The 21041-nt window shown below is 30.5% G+C and carries 10 protein-coding genes; all 10 read right to left on the bottom strand.

Translation table 11 applies throughout. The annotated features are described in order from the left end of the window. Positions 1-2720: Ig-like domain-containing protein (locus tag EV145_RS21485; RefSeq protein WP_166638506.1), on the bottom strand; the 2720-nt coding region annotated here is incomplete at its 3' end. A gap of 844 nt (positions 2721-3564) precedes the next feature. Then, positions 3565-4623, bottom strand: a complete 1059-nt coding sequence (locus EV145_RS21480; RefSeq protein WP_133527236.1) for a hypothetical protein — start codon at positions 4621-4623, stop codon at positions 3565-3567. Positions 4624-5450: 827 nt separating this feature from the next. After that, complete coding sequence (locus tag EV145_RS21475; protein WP_133527235.1) at positions 5451-7601, bottom strand: alpha-N-acetylglucosaminidase; 2151 nt, start codon at positions 7599-7601, stop codon at positions 5451-5453. 535 nt (positions 7602-8136) lie between these two features. Beyond that, positions 8137-9621 carry a RagB/SusD family nutrient uptake outer membrane protein gene (locus EV145_RS21470; protein ID WP_133527234.1) on the bottom strand — a complete coding sequence of 495 codons (1485 nt, stop codon included), beginning with the start codon at positions 9619-9621 and terminating at the stop codon, positions 8137-8139. A gap of 18 nt (positions 9622-9639) precedes the next feature. Next, positions 9640-12945, bottom strand: coding sequence for a SusC/RagA family TonB-linked outer membrane protein (locus tag EV145_RS21465; RefSeq protein WP_133527233.1), 3306 nt, complete (start codon positions 12943-12945; stop codon positions 9640-9642). Between the two features lie 351 nt (positions 12946-13296). Further along, complete coding sequence (locus EV145_RS21460) at positions 13297-13677, bottom strand: hypothetical protein (protein ID WP_133527232.1); 381 nt, start codon at positions 13675-13677, stop codon at positions 13297-13299. A gap of 544 nt (positions 13678-14221) precedes the next feature. Further along, positions 14222-14986, bottom strand: a complete 765-nt coding sequence (locus EV145_RS21455; RefSeq protein WP_133527231.1) for a LytR/AlgR family response regulator transcription factor — start codon at positions 14984-14986, stop codon at positions 14222-14224. A 64-nt stretch (positions 14987-15050) separates the two neighbouring features. Next, the gene (locus EV145_RS21450; RefSeq protein WP_166638505.1) at positions 15051-18032 is read right to left on the bottom strand and encodes a sensor histidine kinase; all 2982 of its coding nucleotides are present in this window, start codon (positions 18030-18032) and stop codon (positions 15051-15053) included. A gap of 1750 nt (positions 18033-19782) precedes the next feature. Continuing rightward, positions 19783-19980 (bottom strand): DUF4974 domain-containing protein, encoded by a 198-nt coding sequence (locus tag EV145_RS22695; protein WP_410501095.1) that lies wholly within the window; start codon positions 19978-19980, stop codon positions 19783-19785. A 66-nt stretch (positions 19981-20046) separates the two neighbouring features. Then, entirely contained in the window at positions 20047-20313 is a 267-nt protein-coding gene (locus EV145_RS21440) for a FecR domain-containing protein (protein ID WP_166638504.1), read from the bottom strand. Between the last annotated feature and the right edge of the window lie 728 nt (positions 20314-21041).

Here is a 21041-nt window from a genome sequence, read left to right as displayed (position 1 = left end):
ATTGTGTAGTCTCCTGAGAATGTCGTAGTATCTGAAGCTCCCGCTGCCAATGCAGCCAACGGACCTCCCACAACAGTAATCTTAGGATCACTTACAACTACCCCGGCAAGGGTTACATTACCAGTATTTTTTACCGTAAAGGTATAATGAATCGTATCCCCTGCATTGGTTATACCATCACCATTATTATCCACATAAGTGCCTTCTTTTAATAATTCAATGCCAGGTATGAAAACATTCACCGTTACAGTTGTACTACTACAATTTAATGGGTTCAATGCTTCACAAATTGTGTAATCTACTGTATAAGTTCCACTATCTGTATTAGGAGCAACACTAACGGTTCCATCTGAATTTACAGTAAGCGGGCCTTTTGGCGTAGAGGTTAGTACTACATGAAATGGGAGAAATGGATTTCCGTTTAATGTATCATTCCCTAAAACATTGATTCCAGTAGGACCTCCTATAATACCATTCACCGGAAATGCATTCGTATCGGGAACCGCATTGATATCTTTAGCAGGAACTACTGTAACTGTAGAACTATTATTAGTTAATATTGAATCACTTTCATTACCAGTTATTGTTGCCGTATTTACATGGGAACCTATAGCATTTACTTTTGCTGTAATTGTTAAGGTAGCACTAGCTCCATTAGACAATGTTCCAATTGACCAATCAGGAAAAACCCAATTTCCGACAGAAGCTGTACTACTTACAAAAGTATATCCTAATGGCAACAAATCAGTTACTTTCACTCCGGTTGCAATACTTGGACCACGGTTAGTAGCTGTAATAGTGAAAATTACATTTGAATTAGTAATTGGTGATAAATTACTAACACTTTTTACTACAGATAAATCCGCACCCGCTATATTTAAAATTGCCGAATCACTTACCACATTTTGACAGGACCCACTAATTGTGACTCTAAATAAGTAACCATTTAGTGAAAAGGGAACATTTGTTAAATTCAATGAGCTTGTTTTGGCACCAGAATAAACACCCCCATCAATTACATCAACCCAATTGACACCATTATTATTACTTACCTGCCATTGATAATTTAAAACTCCTGAACCAGCATTTGCAACTACAGAAAAAACACTATTAGTTCCTTGAGTAATTGTTTTACTAACAGGTTGACTGGAAATTGAATTGGGAGAAGAAACATTAGCCGTTATTTTAGCAGGGATACTTCTATATCCATCATCATTATATGGAGCAGATAACCCCTTTATATCATAATCTACTGTTGGAGTTCCTGTATATCCTGCAATTGGAGTAAATAGGACTGCGCCATCATTTGAATTATAACTCCACGTTCCTTGATTAGCAACAAAATAAGATTTACCATGAGGAAACCCAGCTGCATCTAAAAATTGGAAAGATGCTAAATCAATATTTGAAGATGATGCTAAAGGAGTGCCCGAAATTGGCCCCGAATAAGCTATATCATTAACCAACGGATATACTGTCCCACTTCCATTACTACAATAAAAAAGTACATCGTCAGAAGATTTAGCTGAAAAAGGCAGTGTTACCTGTAATTTTCTAATCAAATGTATATTGGTTTGATCACCTGTTGAAGCTCCAAAACCAAGTCTAAAACTAGCTGGAACTTCTGTAGATAAAGTATAAGTTACAGGTAAATCTTCTTCACCACTATCATTACTATAATCAGTATTCTTATTAATAACATTCTCTTCATATTTTATTGAAGTTTTATACCAGTAGTTATCAATTACAGTCGAGATGGTTAAACCATGTTGAATTTTTACAGTTACTTTAAAACCTCCTAATGGATGAGGTATTAGAGAAATAAAAGCTTTTCTAAAATTTGCATCACCAGGGAATGGTGAAAAACTAGGAGTTCCTAAACTAAAAGGAGTTGCAAACCCACTACCATAAGAGTAATCGCCAGAATCCTCTAGCTTTGCCGACCCCGCACCATCTAAACTACTTTGCGTTGATTGTGTTATTAAAACCGGATAACCAGTAAAACCATCTCCAAGTCCCATAGCAGGATTAATACTTTTTCCCTTAGCTCCTCTTAGCGTGACATGACTTTGATAACCTTTAACAAGCAAACCTGGCAAAACCCCATTAATCATCTCAAGTGGTTGATTAGTCCTTCTTTTAAAATTTCCTAAATTATCAAGACCAACACCTAAATAAGCACCAGTTAAACCAGTTTGTCTTTGATCTGCAAACTGATTATTTACTCGTCTATAACTATAACCTAATGAACCACCGACTGAACCTACCACTGGAGATGCAACCGCAGCATCGAATAAAAAGACACATAATCCATCAGCTCCAGTACCACCATACATTCCATATTCAAATTCTATCTCAATACCATTGACTGAGCTAAATTGCTTATTATTAATATAGATAGCCCCAAATTTATTAGGTTCTGCAGGAGTTAATTGAACGCCACGAGTAAAAAAATTCGCTGAATTATCTCCAAACTGAGGAGCTAACAAAGACATCTCCGGAGGCTTAACTCCAGATAAAAAACTTTCAGCGTAAGGAAAACTCCCATATATTTGTGCATTTACAGTGTTTACAAGTAAAAAAAGCATACAAGCAAAACCAAATTTAGAATGCAAAATTTTACTTATCCTTTGTATAATAAACAAAAAATATAAAACTAACGTTATAAATGTAAATCCTATAAAATTACACCAATTCTCTTCCTGACTACAATCTGACAAAACTCTCATATTTATTATATCTTAGAAACTATTTTTTCGTGTACGGCCTATATCATTTTTAACAATTGGATAAATTTCACATCATACAATTCTGATTTTATTTATAAATATTAGTTTGATTTTAAAAATCATGATAATAGATGCAAATTTTATCATTAACCAGAAGCTATGCTAACAAAAAGTAGTCAACGGTCATATCTAGAGATTATCGGCCAATTTTACAGATTAACGTAAAGAATTATTAAACTTTATTGTGACTATATTAATTCTTAAATTAATAGTCACTCTACAATAAAAAACGCTTCACATCTACAGTAAAACATGAAGAGAACTAAGTTAAAATCCAAAATATTTGAATGTTTTCTAAAGGTATTCTGCGAGAAAGATTTCTATTGATGATTTCTTTGAGATAAATACATATAATCACATGGCAAAAGACACCATTTTATGAATAAAATAAGTAAAGAAATTATTAAAAGAGACTTGACTTTAGCGCCTAAAATAAATCGATAAAAGTAATATAGATTGTCTATTATGAAAACATTTTCAGTCTTCGCGCAAGAAGTCTTTTAAGACAATCCAAAAAAAGCCGATTTCCATATTGGCTACATATGAACATACCAAATCATACTAATAATAAGATTATAGGCATTCATTTTACTTAATGAAGTAGCCTTGGCCCAAATGCGAACTTCTACTGTTTTTACCGATAAAAAATTCAAAGGTACAAAGTACCTTACTGGCAATTATTACTCGAGCAAGTAGCTATCAGATCATTCAAAAGTGGTTATTAAAACAGAAATTATCTAAAAAAAAAAGATATACATAATGAATTATCCTTTCATCAATTATTTAGAATCTTGATAGCCTCCGAATAAGATGTCAATTTTTCAACATCAGCAAATTGATAAGAAGAATTAATTTCTAAAGTCTTTTTAAAGTAGCTTTTCATATCTTCTTTATTCTTTAACATCGAACTTATTATCCCCAAATAATGATATAAATGCGCATCATTAGGGTTTACGGCTACTCGTTCAATTAATATTTTCTTAAACGTTAAATAGTCTTTTGTTTCGATATACAACTTTAATTCGGCTAGACTGAACGATCTATCTTCAGTGTTTTTTACATACAAATCCATCAGTGCTTGCTTGGCATTGTCAGTAGAATACGTCAGTAAATAAATTAAAGTAATATTTTTCAAAATATTTTCTTTTTTAGGATCTTCCATTTCTGCACTTAATTTTTCATGCGTACCTAAATTTATTGATTCATCACGATCTTTTCTTGAAAAAAACTTATCCTCTTTGCCAGATGATTTGTTTATAGCATAATAAGACGTTACTTTTCCTGAGTAATTTAGTTTCTTCAATTCGACAAAATACTTTAATGCCAGAGAATAATTCTTCCCATTCAGATAAGACAAAGCACTATAATATAAATATATATTGTCTTCAGTATCTAATTGATAGATTTCATAAAACTTACTCGCACTTTCTAAATAATTTTTATCTTTTGAGTATCTTGTAGCATCCTTAACCATCTTGCGTTTAATATCGTACAGAGTAGCTTTAACCACATCCGAATATTTAAATATCTGAGTACTTTTTTCTGTTAATAACAAATCTTCATATGCTTTTACAGCAGAAGCTAAACTCGTTTTTTTTTCTGTTTTTCTTTCTGCAATCATTTGTAAAGAAACTCCCTTAATATAAAAATAGTCTGCTTTTTCGACGTCAGTCGCATTCAATATTTTATAATCTAAATTGGAAATTGCGATAAGAGCTCTTTCAGGAAATCCGCCACGTAATTCTTTAAAAGCAGTTTTAATTTGTTGTTTTTGCCCTCGGGCAGTAACAAATATTAGGGATAAAAATAAATGCAATAAAATTTTAAATTTCATAATGATTAATTTTATTAGAATAACTTTTGCTTATTTTTCGTCAAAGGATCACCGCTTTCTAGTAATTTGCAGTGCAGATATTATCAAACACCCTCATTAAAAAAGGCTAAATGCTTAATAATATATAAATTGGTTAAAAAACTGCAGGAACTATAACGTAGACAAAAAGCAAATAAATAACTACTGTTTAATTCACAAACAAAACCAAACAGTTGTAGACTTCACTTTATCTTGTTTACTTTTAATATTCATGTAATTATTGGAGAAAAGAAATTTAATTGTAGCTATTTGCAAATCCATAATTAGCTCCAAGTCGATATGTCAAAAATAAAGTATAGTAATCGGCAATATTTATCTTCTAAATACCAGCAACCTATTGAGTAAAGAATTGGGAAATTATTCTGAAAGTATTAGTATCTTTTGACATTTTTGTTATTCAATTGAACAATATATTTATAAGTCAAAATGTTATTTTTTTTAGTTGATAGTTTTATTAAATGTCAACTTTTTATAGTTTATTAAATTACATCAATAAATTATATGTCCTATGATGATTTTTTAGAACCTTCAAAACAAAACACAAAAATTATTGACATTAATGCAAATAAATATCTAGAGAGTTTTTTTATGACATTAAAGATCAAACAGAAGAAATTCAGCAAAATTCTAATGTAAAAAACTAATTAAATTATTGAATTTTAAATTGTGTTTTTTTACAAAAACTCAATCGATTAGGGCCACAATCAGATAGATTAAAAAATTTAAAAAAATCTTATAATCTATCAGATTGTGAGTAAGTACCTAACCAAACATTTTTTTTACAATTGCTATTGTAAAATTATATTAATTAGGGAACTTTCTTCCTCTTTTGTTAACAGATGGGGAACAAAAAGTTCTTTTTCAGCAGCCCATTTTTTTTCCATTTCGTAGTAATTCGGGGAGCTTACCACTTGATTTTCAAGAATTCCAAGTTGCTGTTTCTCAAATTGTTTCCATCTGTCTACATATAAAGAGCCCAATAGTCCTCCCCATTCTTTAAATGCATAATCACGGAGATTGGTTTTTGGATCATAAGGCCCCCAAATTGTAATTTGTTCTTTTGCGTTACGCAACGCTACCTCTTTATCGTGAGGTGTTGTTCCAAAATCAGTTGCTTGTTTCAACCATGTATAAAGCGAAAAATGAGAATTGCAGCTTAATAAGTCATTCTGCTGTATAATCATTCTTTGAAATTGTTTTGAACTTTTTTCAAATAAAATAATATCTTTTTTATTTATTGCATCAATCATAGTCTGATAAACCATTTCTCCTTTATCTGCATTAACCTGTCTAACTAAATCAATTTTGTCTACCTGATAGGTTTCACTTTCTTCAAACTCTTTAGATACAGAAACAAACAATCTAACTGCATCGGCAAATTTTTGCATATCATAGTTTCTTTTTCTGGTTCCCCAGGACGATATGCTTTCTACATTCGTAGATGGTCTTGCACAAAAAATCGATTCTGCGCCACCTTCCTGATAAATTTCAGGACTACTATAAATTGTTTCAAGAAAACCTTGCCAAGCGGCAAGAACTGTATCATTGCTTTTCCCGTAACGATACTTTACATAACTTTTTATCCATTCTTTAGTATCCACTTTCTTATTATGCCAACCTAGTTCTAACATGAAATCAATAGCAACAGAATTATTGTGAATTCCTTCAGGAATAATACCAATTCCACTTAAAAAATTGCCATATGGCCCTGACTTAGCACGATATACCTCATCGGAAAATCTTTGCATCTTACTGTACAAACTAACTTTATCACCAAAGTTGCTCACATTACTCCACACAAATGATGTGCCCTCATATCCTTTTCGGGCTTCCCAATTTGCTTTATTCTCCCCAAATAGTTCTATAATTAAAGTCTTCGACTTATCTAACCCTTCTAACAATTTTGTAGACGGATTATCCTGCCATCCCTGCAATACCCATGTGCTGGCCGGAAAGGAAAGATGCATTTGCTTTTGGATTTCTTTAGCGCATAGTGTGAGATCTACTCCTTTTGAATTTCCACCTTCATGAAAAGGGTCACCCCCAAAGAAATGTATATCAGTGCCATACAATTTTTTCATCTCATAATAATAAATCTGAGAGATTTTCTCAAAATAAGGATCAGTCGGTAATAGAAAATCAGGCCTAGCAAATCCTCCACCTACCCATTTTCCTTGGTCAATAACCTTGATTTTTTTTACATTATTTTTCAAAGATGTAGGAACCATTCCGTAAAAACCCTGCATTACTGGCTGTATTCCCAATCCTTTCATGCGCTTTAAAATTTTCTTTTGCAATAAGGATTGCTGATCAATCATATTTTGAGAAATAGGCCCGCCCCATCCTTCCAAATTACCCATCAGCCACCAAGCATTAAATGCTGGTCCTGGAATAAAATCGAAAATCTCCTTCTGAGAAAATCCTAATCGCATCATAGTATTTTGCCATACTGCCTCCACGCCTACTGGAGCAAGCATAAGGTTTACACCATTCATCGCCATCCAATCTAACTCACGTTCCCAATCACTCCATGAATAAAAACTCATAGTATAGCTGATTGTACAATAATTTAATGCATAACGAAAACGATAAGGGGAAACAATTCTAATTTTTTCATCAATTTCGGGTAATTTTTCGATAGGAGCCATATTATCTCCCATGTGTGACATATTTCGATAGCAATAATATTTTAAATACCAATTTAAAGCCGATGAAGCTGAGTTAACATCAGTAGCCGCGATATAGATACGATCTTTTTTAGAGGATATCTCAAAGACATTTTTACCATCTTCTTTTGGTATTGTTGAAAAAACCAATTTACTAGCCAACCACGGAACACGCCTGTTTGCTAATTCTTTTACCCCTTCGAATGATTGAGCTTTTGTCGAAAAAACAGATCCGACCATCATAAGTACTACTGCGAAATTTTTAACTTTCATCTATACTTTTATATTTTAATTATAAACCTTTTATTTTTTAGTAGTATTTACTCTAATACTACTCTTTTCTTTGAAAAAACTAATATCTCTATAAATCGTACTTTCACATTATGGCTGACCTTTGAATTTCTGAAACATTAGATTCAAGCAAAGTATTATTTAAATACTCTGCCAATTTTTCTATACTTTTTATAAGAGAATCATTTACAATTTCCATTCTGGGATGCTTCTCGTTAATTTTAAAATTTCTACAAAATTTTGTCGCACTTTTCCGCTACAGAATCGAAAGATTGATCGGCCTAATAACATATTCATCTAAAATATAGTAACATTAAAATGTTACTACATTTCAGATGAATAATACTTTTCACCCTTATTTATCATAGTTCATGTCAGTGATATTAAAATTTAAAACTTCCTAAATTGTCACATAAATATGCTTTCCAACCTGGAATAAACTTTATGTTTTTCTTAAAAAAACAACTATAAACATTAATAAAATGATTTTTAGGGTTTACTCTATAAAACTAAAAACTTAGTAACCGGGATTCTGCGTGATTTTTCCATTACTTTCATCAACAGCTTTACGCGGCAATGGATAAAGAATTTTGTTTTCAGTGGCAAAGGCTGATCCATCATCAATCGCTCTTTTAATATATGTACCCCATCGAATTAAATCATCACGGCGTGAACCCTCACACCAAAGTTCAAATAATCTCTCATCCATAATCTTATTTCTAAAAAGATCTTTTGATAAATTAGGATCTAAATTTGGTAATCCTGCTCTTGTTCTTACACGATTAATAAGATCATAAGCTTCTTGCGTTGGCCCATTTATTTCATTTATTACCTCAGACATTGATAATAAAACATCTGCATAGCGCCAAACTACAAGATCTGTCGAATGTTCTTCACCACTTGCATCGGGATCTATTCCGTATTTTTTAGGAATTGCTCCCTCCATACCTGCTGCCCGTGCATCAAGTATTGCACCTCCATCAGTTGGATATTTTGCTAATAATTGTTTCAGACGTTTATCAGCGGGATTAAACTTATCATATGTTTTCCATGGCATCTTATATCCTCCCCAAGCTTCAATTGACTGGCCAGAAGGGTCTACATAATTACCAGGCATGACATGCGCCAGCCACATATTGTAAACGCTTGTTTGTTTTTGACATGAAATTGCAAGAATCATTTCTTTATTTTGCTCATTTTCAATTTTAAAAATATCTTCATATTCAGGAACTAAAGAATATATACCTTGCGCTTCCAGCGTTTGTAATTGTTTTCCAACGGCAAGTGCCTCCGTCCATTTTTTTTCTTTCATGTACAATTTAAGCAATCCCATCATGGCTGCTCCTTTTGTAAAACGACCATAATCTGAGGCAGGATATGTAGTGGGTAGATCAATTATTGCGTCTTTATAGTCTTTTTCAATTTGTCTAATCATCCACTCACTTGTTGGCCTTGCTTCTGGCACAGAATTGGGATTCAATGCATAAGCAGGATCCACTACGATAGATACCGGACCATAGAAAGTATACAATATGTAACTCAAATGTGCTCTTAACGCCTTAACTTCTGCCAAATATCTTAGCTTTAATTGTGCATCCATAGACACCGTATTTATACGTTCTAAAAGAATCGTAGCATTTGTTATCTTCGGCATCAGTTTTGTATAATGATCCGTAAGAGAATTAAACTGATCATCAAAATTGAGGGTATTTAATTTTGCCCATCGTCCTGAATCACCCCACGAACAAATTAATTCATCAGTAGTTTGTGAACTCTGAACCATCCATGATCCTTGCTGCGTCCCATAACCAAGCCCTGCACTACCTTCCATCATTCCCATATACAAATTGGTAAGCGCAGCTTTTGCATCAGCTCCATTTTTAAAAAATGTTTCTGGCGCCAATTTATTAAACACTTCAGGTTCAAGATCTTTCTCACAAGAAGTTAGTGTAGTTATTATAGACAGACAAAAAAATGCCGTCTTATTTATTATATTTTTCATCGTACGTAAGGTTTTTAATTAAAAAATAACATTAAGTCCTAATATTATTGAACGTTGTGCAGGATAAGAAACTAAACTTGATGTATTTGGATAAGTACCACTTAACGATTCTGGGTCTAAACCTGAATAAGGAGTAACCGTAAACAAGTTTTGCACATCTACTGACAAACGAAGAGATTCAAATATTTTTTGATTAGGAAACATATCTTTCGTTAAAGTATAGCCTAACGTTATGTTGCGGCATTTCAAAAAATCAGCTTTCTCTCTAAAAAAACTAGATGTATAACTGCCATAAGGATTTATTAACCCACTTGGATTTTTCCCTGTTGGATTATCAGAAGCCCAACGGTCTTTTACTATATCTAAAGCATTCCAACCAAAAGATCCCATTGTACTTGATAAATCGTATGCAAGAGCCTTATCATTATTGTATTTAACTCTGTCAAACATGCCGTACATAAATATACTTAGGTCCAATTTTTTGTATTTAAATGTGTTCCCTATTCCATAACTATAACCTGGGTCTGTATTTCCTAAATAAACGTTATCCGCCGAACTCAATTTACCATCAGGCTGACCAGTAAGATTCCCATTTGCATCATATCCATTTACATCTTTTACTTTTACCATTCCCGGTTGTAAATTTGGCATTGCTACTGGTGCAGCTTCTCCAATTTGCAAGATCCCATCTGTTTGATAGCCATAAATTGCTCTGATCGGATCCGTTAATCCAATATGTTTACCCAGAGTTTTTATCACTTCAGGATCTCTTTCTTTCCAAGTGTCTTTATAATGAGCAATATTAAAATCAGTTATCCAATTAAAATCGTTAGACTTAATGTTGACAGTCTTCAAAGTAAATTCAAAACCACGACTTTGTGTTTTACCAACATTTGATGCTACTTTTTCTACTACAGAATAAGATGGTAAAAATTTCTCCCTTAACAAATCAGATATCGTTTTATTATATACCTCAACAGTTCCGGTAATACGATCATTAAACAAACCAAAATCTAATCCAAGATTAATCTCAGCGGCAGTTTCCCAGCTTAATTCAGGGTTTGCAATCTGGCTTTGAAAAACTCCTGTGCTTTGTGTATTACCATATACATAATTAGCATCATAAATACTAGTTTTACCTGCAGTATAAAATGCAAACGCATTGCTGCCTATATTACTGTTACCAGTAGTTCCATAACTGGCTCTTAATTTTAAGAAAGAAATTAAGGGAACTTTTTGCATAAATTCTTCGCTTGATATCTTCCATCCTGCTGATACAGATGGAAACCAACCATATTTTTTATTTTCCGCAAAATTTGAAGAACCATCACGACGAATAGATCCTTGCAAAATGTATTTCCCTTTATAGTCATATCCTAATCTGCCAAAATAGGAAGCCCATACCTGTTTATCTTTTGATGAACTTACAGTAGGTTTTACTCCTTCTCCAACCTCTAAACTATTAAATAAAAAAGTATCCGTTAGAAAATTGGTGTTTCCTGCTAAAAATCCCGCTGTTGTACGCACTTGATAAGAATAACCAGCAATACCATTTATGTGATGATTTTCATTTAGGTCTTTTTTATATGCCAAAGTATACTCCAGTAAACTCGTATCAGAATGAAACTCCCCAACATTAGCTACTCCATTATTTCTCGCTCCGTATAAAAATGATTTAGGAAAGTAAACACCACGTTTCGAATCAGATTGATCATAACTAAAGTTTGCTTTTGCTTTTAGGTCTTTTATAATTTCCCATTCTGCATAACCACTGGTTAACAATCTATTTAAAGTCGTTTCATCCGTATTTTCTAAAAAAGAAAGTGGGTTTGGCGAATTTTTATAATCCGGATTTAAGGGATAAGATCCGTCAGGAGCAATCAAATCTACAGTTGGAGGATGATAAAATGCTGACAAAATAATTCCGGCAGTTTCATTTTGACCTGTACCTATTGATGCATTATCGCTAAAAGATTTTGTCTCAACGACATTTACCCCTACTTTTAATTTATCAGTAATCATTTGGTCTAAATTAATACGGCCACTGTATCTCTTATAGGATGAGGTTTTGATGATACCTTCCTGATCAAGAAAATTTCCTGAGATGAAATATTTAGTTTTATCAGTACCGCCAGAAATTGACAAATCATGTTGTCTTATGAAACCAGATTGAGTAACAGCATCGATAGCGTTTGTTCCTTCTCCTGCATTATCAATATCAGTTTGAGAAAATTTTGGAATAAAAGCCGCAACCGATAAAGGGTCCGTAGTACCATATGGTGCAATTTTTTGAGTTAATAAATATTTTTCTCTTGTTATACGATTTCGTTCAACCATATAATCATGTTTGTTTAAAATATCATAAAATTTTGCCGGTTGCTGATAGGCATTCGAAAAACTGTAACTAACTTTGGCATCTCCTTTTTTACCTCTCTTCGTTGTAATTAGAATTACTCCTGCACCTGCTCTGGCACCATAAATCGCAGCAGCACTTGCATCTTTAAGTACCTCTATAGATTCTACATCATTAGGATTAATAAAGTTTAAAGGAGATCTGGTTACATCTGCTCCAAAAGGGGTACCGCTTTTCGGTTCACTAGCTCCCCCATCAATTGGTACACCATCAACAACATATAATACTCCGTAAGATGCAAAAGACGCATTTCCTCTAATTTGTACAGATGGCGCAGCGCCAGGTTGTCCTGAAGTCTGCGTAACAACCAAACCAGCTGCCCTTCCGCCCAAAGCCTGATCTATAGAGGTATTTGCCCCTTTAGGAATTTCAGTCGTTTTTATGGTAGAAATAGCCCCTGTAATATCTTTTCTTTTTGTTGTACCATATCCAATGACAACAACATCATCAAGCTTTTGTCCTTCACTTTTAAGAATTACTTTAATTGGATTTTTATCAATAAAAACCTCTTGGGTCTCCATACCTACATAAGAAATAATTAAAGTATTAACGTTGTCCGGTAATGTAATATTAAAGCTTCCATCGGCATCAGTCCTTGAAATAATAGAAGTTCCTTTTCCTTTAATATTTGCACCTGGCACAGGCTCTCCTTTTTCATCGACTACTGTACCTTTAAGCTGCTTTTGAATAGCTGATAATTTTACAGTAACGTAATCAGTTTGTTTTTTAACAGCCAACAAAACTTTCTTAACTGGAACTTTCTTTCCACTAAAATCAACAGTCGGTGTTGCTACCCCTGCAGATATTTGTAATGTAAAAATCAGGAAAAGTATAGCTGAGAACTTCATTACTTTCCAGCTTTTTGAATTAAGCCAGCATTTTTTTGGCTTAGATTTTGGTAATAATTTCATAGTTAATAATGGTTTTGGTTAATAATAAACACCTTGCTTGGTTTTAAATATTCGTTTTAAAATTGACAATGCTTCCAACATATATCAAATCTTTAGAAATCAAAAAAAAATCTACAAACATTTTTTTTAAAATATTATTCTAGTTATTGGGTTATTCTTTACTTTATAAATTTTAATTTTTAAGTACTACAATTAAATGCAAGACTAGCCAAAAAATAAGCAAGATGCTTATTATCAAACCAGATCTAACCATTCGTAATTTCTCCCTATCGTCCATACTTATTTATATTTTATTATATATCTCAATTATATTAATCTCTTGGCATTGTCTACATATTAAATTTTACTAGTTCAAAAACTACTTATTGTAGAATTTACTTCCATTAATTTTATTTGAATATTAATCTGTTTAATAATATCTGACTTCAAATTAAAACTATCTAAAAAACATACTTTTTTAGAATCAAATTTAATTTCATTAAATTCTTTCTTAGCTGAAACTATAAATACAAATTTTACTTTTGATTCAATAAATTTTACATATATTAAGTCATCATACGCACATATATTAATAAAACCAAATGAATAACCGTCAAATTGATTTGAAACAAGCTCTTTTTTTTTCTTATGAACTTCAATTGTAAACTTATTAGAATAATGACTTTTGAGAAATTTTGAGAATCCCCTTGAAGAGTCATGTACTAAAATTATACCTTTATTTATATCATGCATATCCATATCTTTTCAGTTCATAATTTCTTTTTTTTCACAAACAATCGAAATTAAAATCACAGTATTTAATATTTTTCAATCATGCTTTAAAAACAAAAATTCATTTCTCCAATTCCTGTTTCAATATGTTAAGCTCTTTAAGAATTAATTACCATGAAAAATATTTTGGAATTTTAAAGTTTATATGAAATCAATTATCTATATATCAAGTAAATATCACCAAAAGCTTCTGTTGCTGCTAGTTAAAAGTAGTTATCGGCCTTATTCTCTGATTAACGGGCGAATTCTCCACTTAACGTTTTATATCCTGGTTTGAAATTTGTAGTTATATAAATAAAAAGGTTGAAATACATTTAACCTTTTTAATTGCAACGCTAACTTTTTGTACAATTTTTAAACAAAAAAAGTTTGAAATAGAAAAACTATTTCAAACTTTTTTTGTTTAATCTTAAGTAATTCAGCCTTTACTTAAAACTATCATAGGATTATCCAAAACGACTTCTAATTAATTTAAACAACATAGATAAAATGTGTTGCCCAAAAATTATTCTTTAATTTTTAAAAATCGGTTAAACTGATCTTGTTTACGTTTAGCAATCGGAAGAAAAGCACCATTTACCAATTCACAGTAGCTCCCATCCTTCTTTATTATGCGAGAAGTATATTTTATACTTATTATAAATGATTTATGAATTCTAAAAAACACCGCGCTATCTAAAATATTTTCATAAAAAATTAAATTTTTATTAGATACATATTCTTTACCATTAATTAAATGAAATGTGGCATACTTGCTATCAGAACTCACATACATAATATCGTTGGTTTTTATCAATTCAATTTTATCCATAGATGCAACTGCTATGTACTCTTTGTTTTTAGAAATCTCTTTTTGTATTTTATTAATACTTGACCCTGTAGTAAAGTCAAAATAATTTTGCTGCTCAATTTTTTTTACAGCTTTATTTATTGAAATTATCAACTCCTCAATAACAATAGGTTTTAAAATATAATCAATTGCGTTATATTTAATTGCTTTTAAAGCATATTCATCATGAGAAGTAACAAAAATTACTTGCGCTTTTTCAATCTTTATCTGATCCAACACTTCAAAAACTTCTTCTCCATTAAGTCTAATATCTAAAAAAAGTATGTCTGGCATTATCTCGTTAATCACTGAAATTGTACCACTCGTTGTCGATGCCTCTCCAACTACTTCAACATTAAGACAGTACCTTTCAATAAAATGCTTAAGGATCAATATATTATTTATCTCATCATCGACAATGACAGCTTTGTAACTATTCATAATTTTAATTATTTAATTAATAAATTTTATTTATAAAGAAACCCCTTGTTCAGATTTGTTAAATTTATCTGATCTTAAACTTAATAATAACTATTGTCCCCAAGCATTGCTCTTCAAATTTGAGATCCTCAATTTTTAAAATAACCTTTTCTATCTTAGATGAGTCATTTATTATGCCTATTCTCTCTTTAACTATTGTAGTTGACCAGGATTTATAATCAAACTCTCTCTTCTTAGACTGTTTTTCAGCAGCACTCCTTCCAATGCCATTATCTTCAATGCGCACGATAAGAAAATGACTTTCAACAAAGCAGTTAATTTGTAGTATTTTATCTCCTGTTAGCTTAGGGACTAAACCATGAATAATTGCGTTTTCAACAAATGGTTGGATTAACATGCCTGGAATAAATATATTTTCTTTGTTCTCTATAGTCTCTGCTTGAATGGAAAAATTTAGTTCTCCATTTAACTGTAGATTGTTAAGTATTAAATAATAATTAATATATTCCAATTCATCTTTTAAAGAAACTAATTCTTGTTTAGACATATCTAACGTTAAGCGAAGAAGTCTTGAAAATGCTCCAAAATATTTATTGGCTTCAGCTTCTCCTTTCAAAATCATAATACTTTGCATATTATTTAAAATATTAAATACAAAGTGAGGATTCATCTGTGCTTTTAATGCGTTAGCCTTTAAAACAATTATTACTTTTTCTCTTTCAAAAACCCTTTTTTGCTTTTTCGTTTTTCTTTTAAATTCGTAAACTATAAAAGCACCTAGTATTAAAATTATAAAACCTATAAAATAAGGTGTTTTAAAGAAAATCTGTTCAACAACAATATTTATCTTAATTTGATTAACTGTTTCAGATCCGTAAAAATCTTTAGCTTTAACTTCTAAAATAAATTTACCAGCCGGTAGATTATATAATTTAATAACTCCTGTCCCTCCAACATTTACCCATCCATCTGTTAATCCTTCAATACGATAATAATAGGTACTTCTCTCCTGATTATACAAATCATTTATAGCGAATTCAGCTGAAAAATAGTTTTTATCATAAGGCAACTGAATATCAGTCGAATAATTGGAAAATTCAATTATATTTACCCCTAACCTTTCAGAGAAGTATTCTGTTTTTGAAATAAAAATTCTAGTATTTTTTTTAGAAAAATTAAAATTTTTAGGATTTACTTCTACAATTCCATTTAACCCTCCAAAATAAAAGGAGTAATCACTTTTTTTATAAAATGACCTAAGATTAAATTCATTATCCGATAATCCATCTTGAACATAATAGTTGTTAAATTTTATACTCTTTTTATTTAGAACCGATAATCCATAAAAAGTTGAAAACCAAAGTTGTTCGTCTGATTCTAATATACCACAGACCGTATTATTAGATAATCCGCTAGATTGGTCGAATATTCTTAGTTTTCGGGTTTTTAAATTTAGGAAGGCCACTCCCGAATTATTGGTTCCAATCCAAAGATTCTCATTTTTATCTTCATGTAATACGAAAATAATCCTATTATTAAAAAAAGGATTTTTAACTTTGTAATCCAAAAACCTACTTCCCTTTTTCTTAAAATATAAACCCTTATTTGTAGCAATCCATAAACTGCCTTTACGGGTTTGCAAGATATCATAAACAATTAAATCATCAGAATTAACGTCATCCATTCTATATTTAAATAATTTCCCTGTCTTTTTATTAAAAATAAAAACTCCCTTATTTGATCCTATCCAAAATGAATCTTTTGATTTACGTTTAAGAATTACAGATTGAAAATTCCATTTATTATTAAATTCCCAAGTTTTAATCAAGTTTGTTCTTAAATTAATTGATTTTACAAAAGTACCTTCACCAATTACCCATAAAATACTATCATTATCAATTAACATAGAATTATAAATAGTACGCGTATAGGATGGGTCACGAATATTTGATGTAAACTTTTCTGTTTCATTTAATTTAAAAAGACCCGAATAAGAGCAAACATATAAGTTCGCAGACTTGTCAGAAATTATACCTCGAGTACTAATTTGCGAATTCTGAAATTGCAGTTTTTTTTTAAATCTCGTATCCGCAGCTTTAAACATTATAATATTGACATTGGTCGAAAACCAAATTATTCCTTTGTGATCTAACTGCAAGTGCTTATTAAGAACATTTCTTTTTAGAATAATTGAATCAATAGTTTTAAAAGCACTTCGCTCTGTATTGATTACACTGATGTAGATTTTGTTATCACGCACTGCAAAAAAATTTGACTTTGTATATATGAAATTATCAAAAGGACAGTCAAACACCTGTAAATCAAACTTCTTTAGATAATTGTATTTATACTTTTTTCCATCAAAAAGAATAATACCGCTTGTATTTTTTTTAAAAAATCTACCATTATCAATAAAATGCAAATTAGGATTATCATCTTTTAAGTGCAAGACAAAATGCATGCCTTGATCATCAATTAAATATATATTCCACGAGGATTGCACCAATATTTTCCCATGACCTATTTCTTTTATGATTTTTAAAGAGGCATTTTCAGCATTTATAATTTCGTTATTTTTTTTTTCATATTTTATTTCATTCGGCAGCGTAGGAGAATAATATATTTTTTGATTATATTTTTCATCAAATTTTATAATATAGTTCTCACCTCCACTTATCCAGACGTTTTTTTTCTTATCTAATAAAGAAGAAACATAGCCACTTTCCTTATTTATAGATCTTTTTGATTCCCAATTAATGTGCTTAACTTTTAAAGTTTTTGGATTTATTATGTAAGCGCCTATGAGATTTATAGCCCAAATATTATTATTTGCATCCTGAATCCAACTATTAATACTGCCTGAAGAAATAGAAAGCAGTTTTTCATTAGTATTAATAAAAGCACACTTAATTTGATTTCTTCCATCATATTTGAAAAATGTTCCTTCTGTATTTACGGCATACCAAACAAAACCTTCTACATCTATAAATGGCTGACTATTTATTAAATACGTGTTAAACTCATCGCGAACAGGAATCGCTTTCATTGTATAGTTCTGCCCAAAAACCTGAACAGAAAACAAAATAATAAAGGTTTTTAAACAAAAAGACATAGTTTCAAGTATATTTAATTATTAAATTCCAACTACTGCTATAATACTTACATAACTACTATAGTATAAGAACTATTGAAGAATTAAAGATTAATTAAAATTCTTCGTAAATAATTTTCATCTTACCACAGCCATAAAAGCCACTGATATTTTGATAATATTAAATAAATCAAATACCTATAAATCATATTAAAGCAATACGACAATGATGGTACTAATGAATTTAACAAGCTTTATAAAAGCATAATCAATCTAACCAATTTTCTACCAAACAAAATAGGCATTTAATATTTTTATACATCATAAATTTATACCTCTTTGTCTGTCATACAAATTTCATTTAATAAAACACGATTTATAAGGTAAAATTATTTAGATTCTCGTCTTCCAAAACATTTAGCGTGTTGGTTTTTTAATGGATTGTCTAACTTTACAATAACTGCAGCATACTATCGGAATCCACCTATCTTCTTAGATTTAATCTCCTAATTTAGAATAATTAACTTTCCAATAACGCTCCCTGTTTATGTTTTAAAATTTTCAGAAATTTATGGAGTCAACATGATATAATTCAGTTATAAAACGTCTGAAACTTACCAACAAAGACCAATGTACTTTCTGCGATAAAATAAGTGTAAATTCTGTTGAATCTGGATAGCAGTATTTTACTATCTGTGAAAAAAGATTATATGTTAAATTATTTTTCAAGAATAATCTAATGGATTTGGTTACATTATTACGTATTTATATTCCTTTATTTTCTCTTTCATCACCATCTGCCACAAAAAAACTTCCAACCTGAAAAAAACTTCTGGCAACCTTACTACATTATAAAACCATTTTATCAGATTTCTTATTAAATACGTAAAAAATGATATTGCATGAAGAACCAATTCTTCCCTATTCCATCTTTAAAATTGTACCCATTTACTTTAGTAATATAATTATTACCCTTAAATGGAATCTTAACAGTAAAAATATGTTTCATCTATAAGTCAGTCATCAATGCAATTAAAAAATAATACTGCAAATACCCTTATAAAAAAACAAAAAAGTTCTAATATATTTTTTTTATTTTTTACTAGATATACATAAAGTTTGACAAGCTTAGGCTCTTTATAAAATTCATTTAAATTTATAATTATTTAACAACCAATACCGATTAATGAATAACGTTTTACAGCTATCCTGTAGAAGTAACTCTAAATTAGTCAAATAATAGATTCTAATTTTCTTATATTTTTTTATTGCACATATATTAATTTCATACATTTGTTTTTAGTGGCTCTTGTATGATATTAATTCCTTGCTTGGTTTTACTATATCTATCTTTTAGCTAAGCTAGCCAGCAATGCTTCCAACATTTGCTGGTTTTTTTATTTTAGATCCAAAATGAAATCAGCTAATTATGAGTTATTTATTTCTCCGAACAATAGTCTCGGTCAATTTGCAATACATCTTATTGACATATTTTATTTAAACTACCAAACTAAAATCACAGATACCATTAAAATACAAACAAAAATTTATTTTTTATCCTCTTTCAAACTTTTTTATCAAATTAACTATAAAACAAACCTTGATAACGGGCTAATTAGTAAAAATATTTATAGTTTCTGATTCAATGCGAGAGTTGATTTACATTCTAATTTAAGGTTTTATTATTAAAACTTTTCCTTTAAGTTCAAAAATTAACCTTATTTTCTTCAAGTATTTTTAAAACTTGCTTGAAATTTAGTTTTTTTTCAATCTCGCCTTCAAACTTTCTATCATAATTTCCTTTTTCAAATATGACCTCAATGTCATACCATCTACCTAGATGATTTAATATCACTTTGAGATTAGCATTTTCGAAATAAAAAATCCATTTTTTCCACCCCATAACTTCATCGAAATTCACATTATTATTAACAATATCATCTCCTGATTCTTCACTTTGTGCCTGCTGTTAAGTCTTTAACAAAATATCTTTACCATTCTGATTAATTATACTCCTTTCTTCAAGTAGACTTGTCTTTATATTGTCTTCATCACCATATGCATTCAAATTAAAATGAGCGCCTATCACATTTATCTTTATACTATTTACAAAAACTCTAAAAGGTTTCTTATAATTCTTTGCAACTTCAAAATATGCTTCTCCGGTAAGAATTACATCTCTAGTTTTTGAAGAAAAAAATGTTGGAAAAATAATTGAAGAAGAAGTATTTACCACACTTTTGTTCCATCTGCTAATTGCTAACTATACTGCATTCTTTAGGAGTCGTCATTGTGTTATATAGTGTTTCTGCATTTTTACCAGCATTATAAACTATTCCTCCATTAGTTGTTGATATTTATTTTCACTAGCAAGCAATCCCTTTACAGAATTATCTAAAACTATTCTTTTCAATTCGAAGGGGTTAAAATAGCGCCAGCCCCTCCAGGCTTAATCTCATTTATACTTGTTTGATTTTCTAATAATTCAGATGTACTATTTTTTTAAAAAATTAAAGAGCTACAGATACCTACAACTAATAGTAAACTTGCTGCTACAGTGATTCTTTTTCTCCATAATATTCTTATTTTTAGTTTATTTTTTTTTCTTAATTTACAAAAAAACTTAAAAGTGTCGTGGTTTAATTGGTACACAATTTTACTTTACCCTAATATCAAACATAAAGCCAGATAACAATTGTAAATATATCAACCAAAGTAAGCTAACGACTTTTTCTAATGTAGCCTTAATCTGATTGATTAATTTAAACCATTGAATTATGTTAAGGAGTAGAGTCGCTTTAGGCTTACTTTTTTTTTAAATTCCCCCCACAGAAAATCTTTCTTACACTTACTAATGATGGCATCCGTAAGGAAGAAACATCAAAGCACATATGATAAAAGTACGTTGGAACCAGAAACTCCAAAGGACCATTAGTACAAAAGTAAATGTCAACTCTTTACACT

This window comes from Flavobacterium sp. 245 (assembly GCF_004362055.1).
In the GTDB taxonomy this organism is placed as follows: Bacteria; Bacteroidota; Bacteroidia; order Flavobacteriales; family Flavobacteriaceae; genus Flavobacterium.
This window is presented reverse-complemented; position numbering and strand designations above follow the sequence as displayed.

Bases quoted from the DNA above. Each gene is read 5' to 3' on its own strand.
- EV145_RS21480 (WP_133527236.1), bottom strand. From the start codon at position 4,623: ATGAAATTTAAAATTTTATTGCATTTATTTTTATCCCTAATATTTGTT.
- EV145_RS21475 (WP_133527235.1), bottom strand. From the start codon at position 7,601: ATGAAAGTTAAAAATTTCGCAGTAGTACTTATGATGGTCGGATCTGTT.
- EV145_RS21470 (WP_133527234.1), bottom strand. From the start codon at position 9,621: ATGAAAAATATAATAAATAAGACGGCATTTTTTTGTCTGTCTATAATA.
- EV145_RS21465 (WP_133527233.1), bottom strand. From the start codon at position 12,945: ATGAAATTATTACCAAAATCTAAGCCAAAAAAATGCTGGCTTAATTCA.
- EV145_RS21460 (WP_133527232.1), bottom strand. From the start codon at position 13,677: ATGCATGATATAAATAAAGGTATAATTTTAGTACATGACTCTTCAAGG.
- EV145_RS21455 (WP_133527231.1), bottom strand. From the start codon at position 14,986: ATGAATAGTTACAAAGCTGTCATTGTCGATGATGAGATAAATAATATA.
- EV145_RS21450 (WP_166638505.1), bottom strand. From the start codon at position 18,032: ATGAAAGCGATTCCTGTTCGCGATGAGTTTAACACGTATTTAATAAAT.
- EV145_RS22695 (WP_410501095.1), bottom strand. From the start codon at position 19,980: ATGGGGTGGAAAAAATGGATTTTTTATTTCGAAAATGCTAATCTCAAA.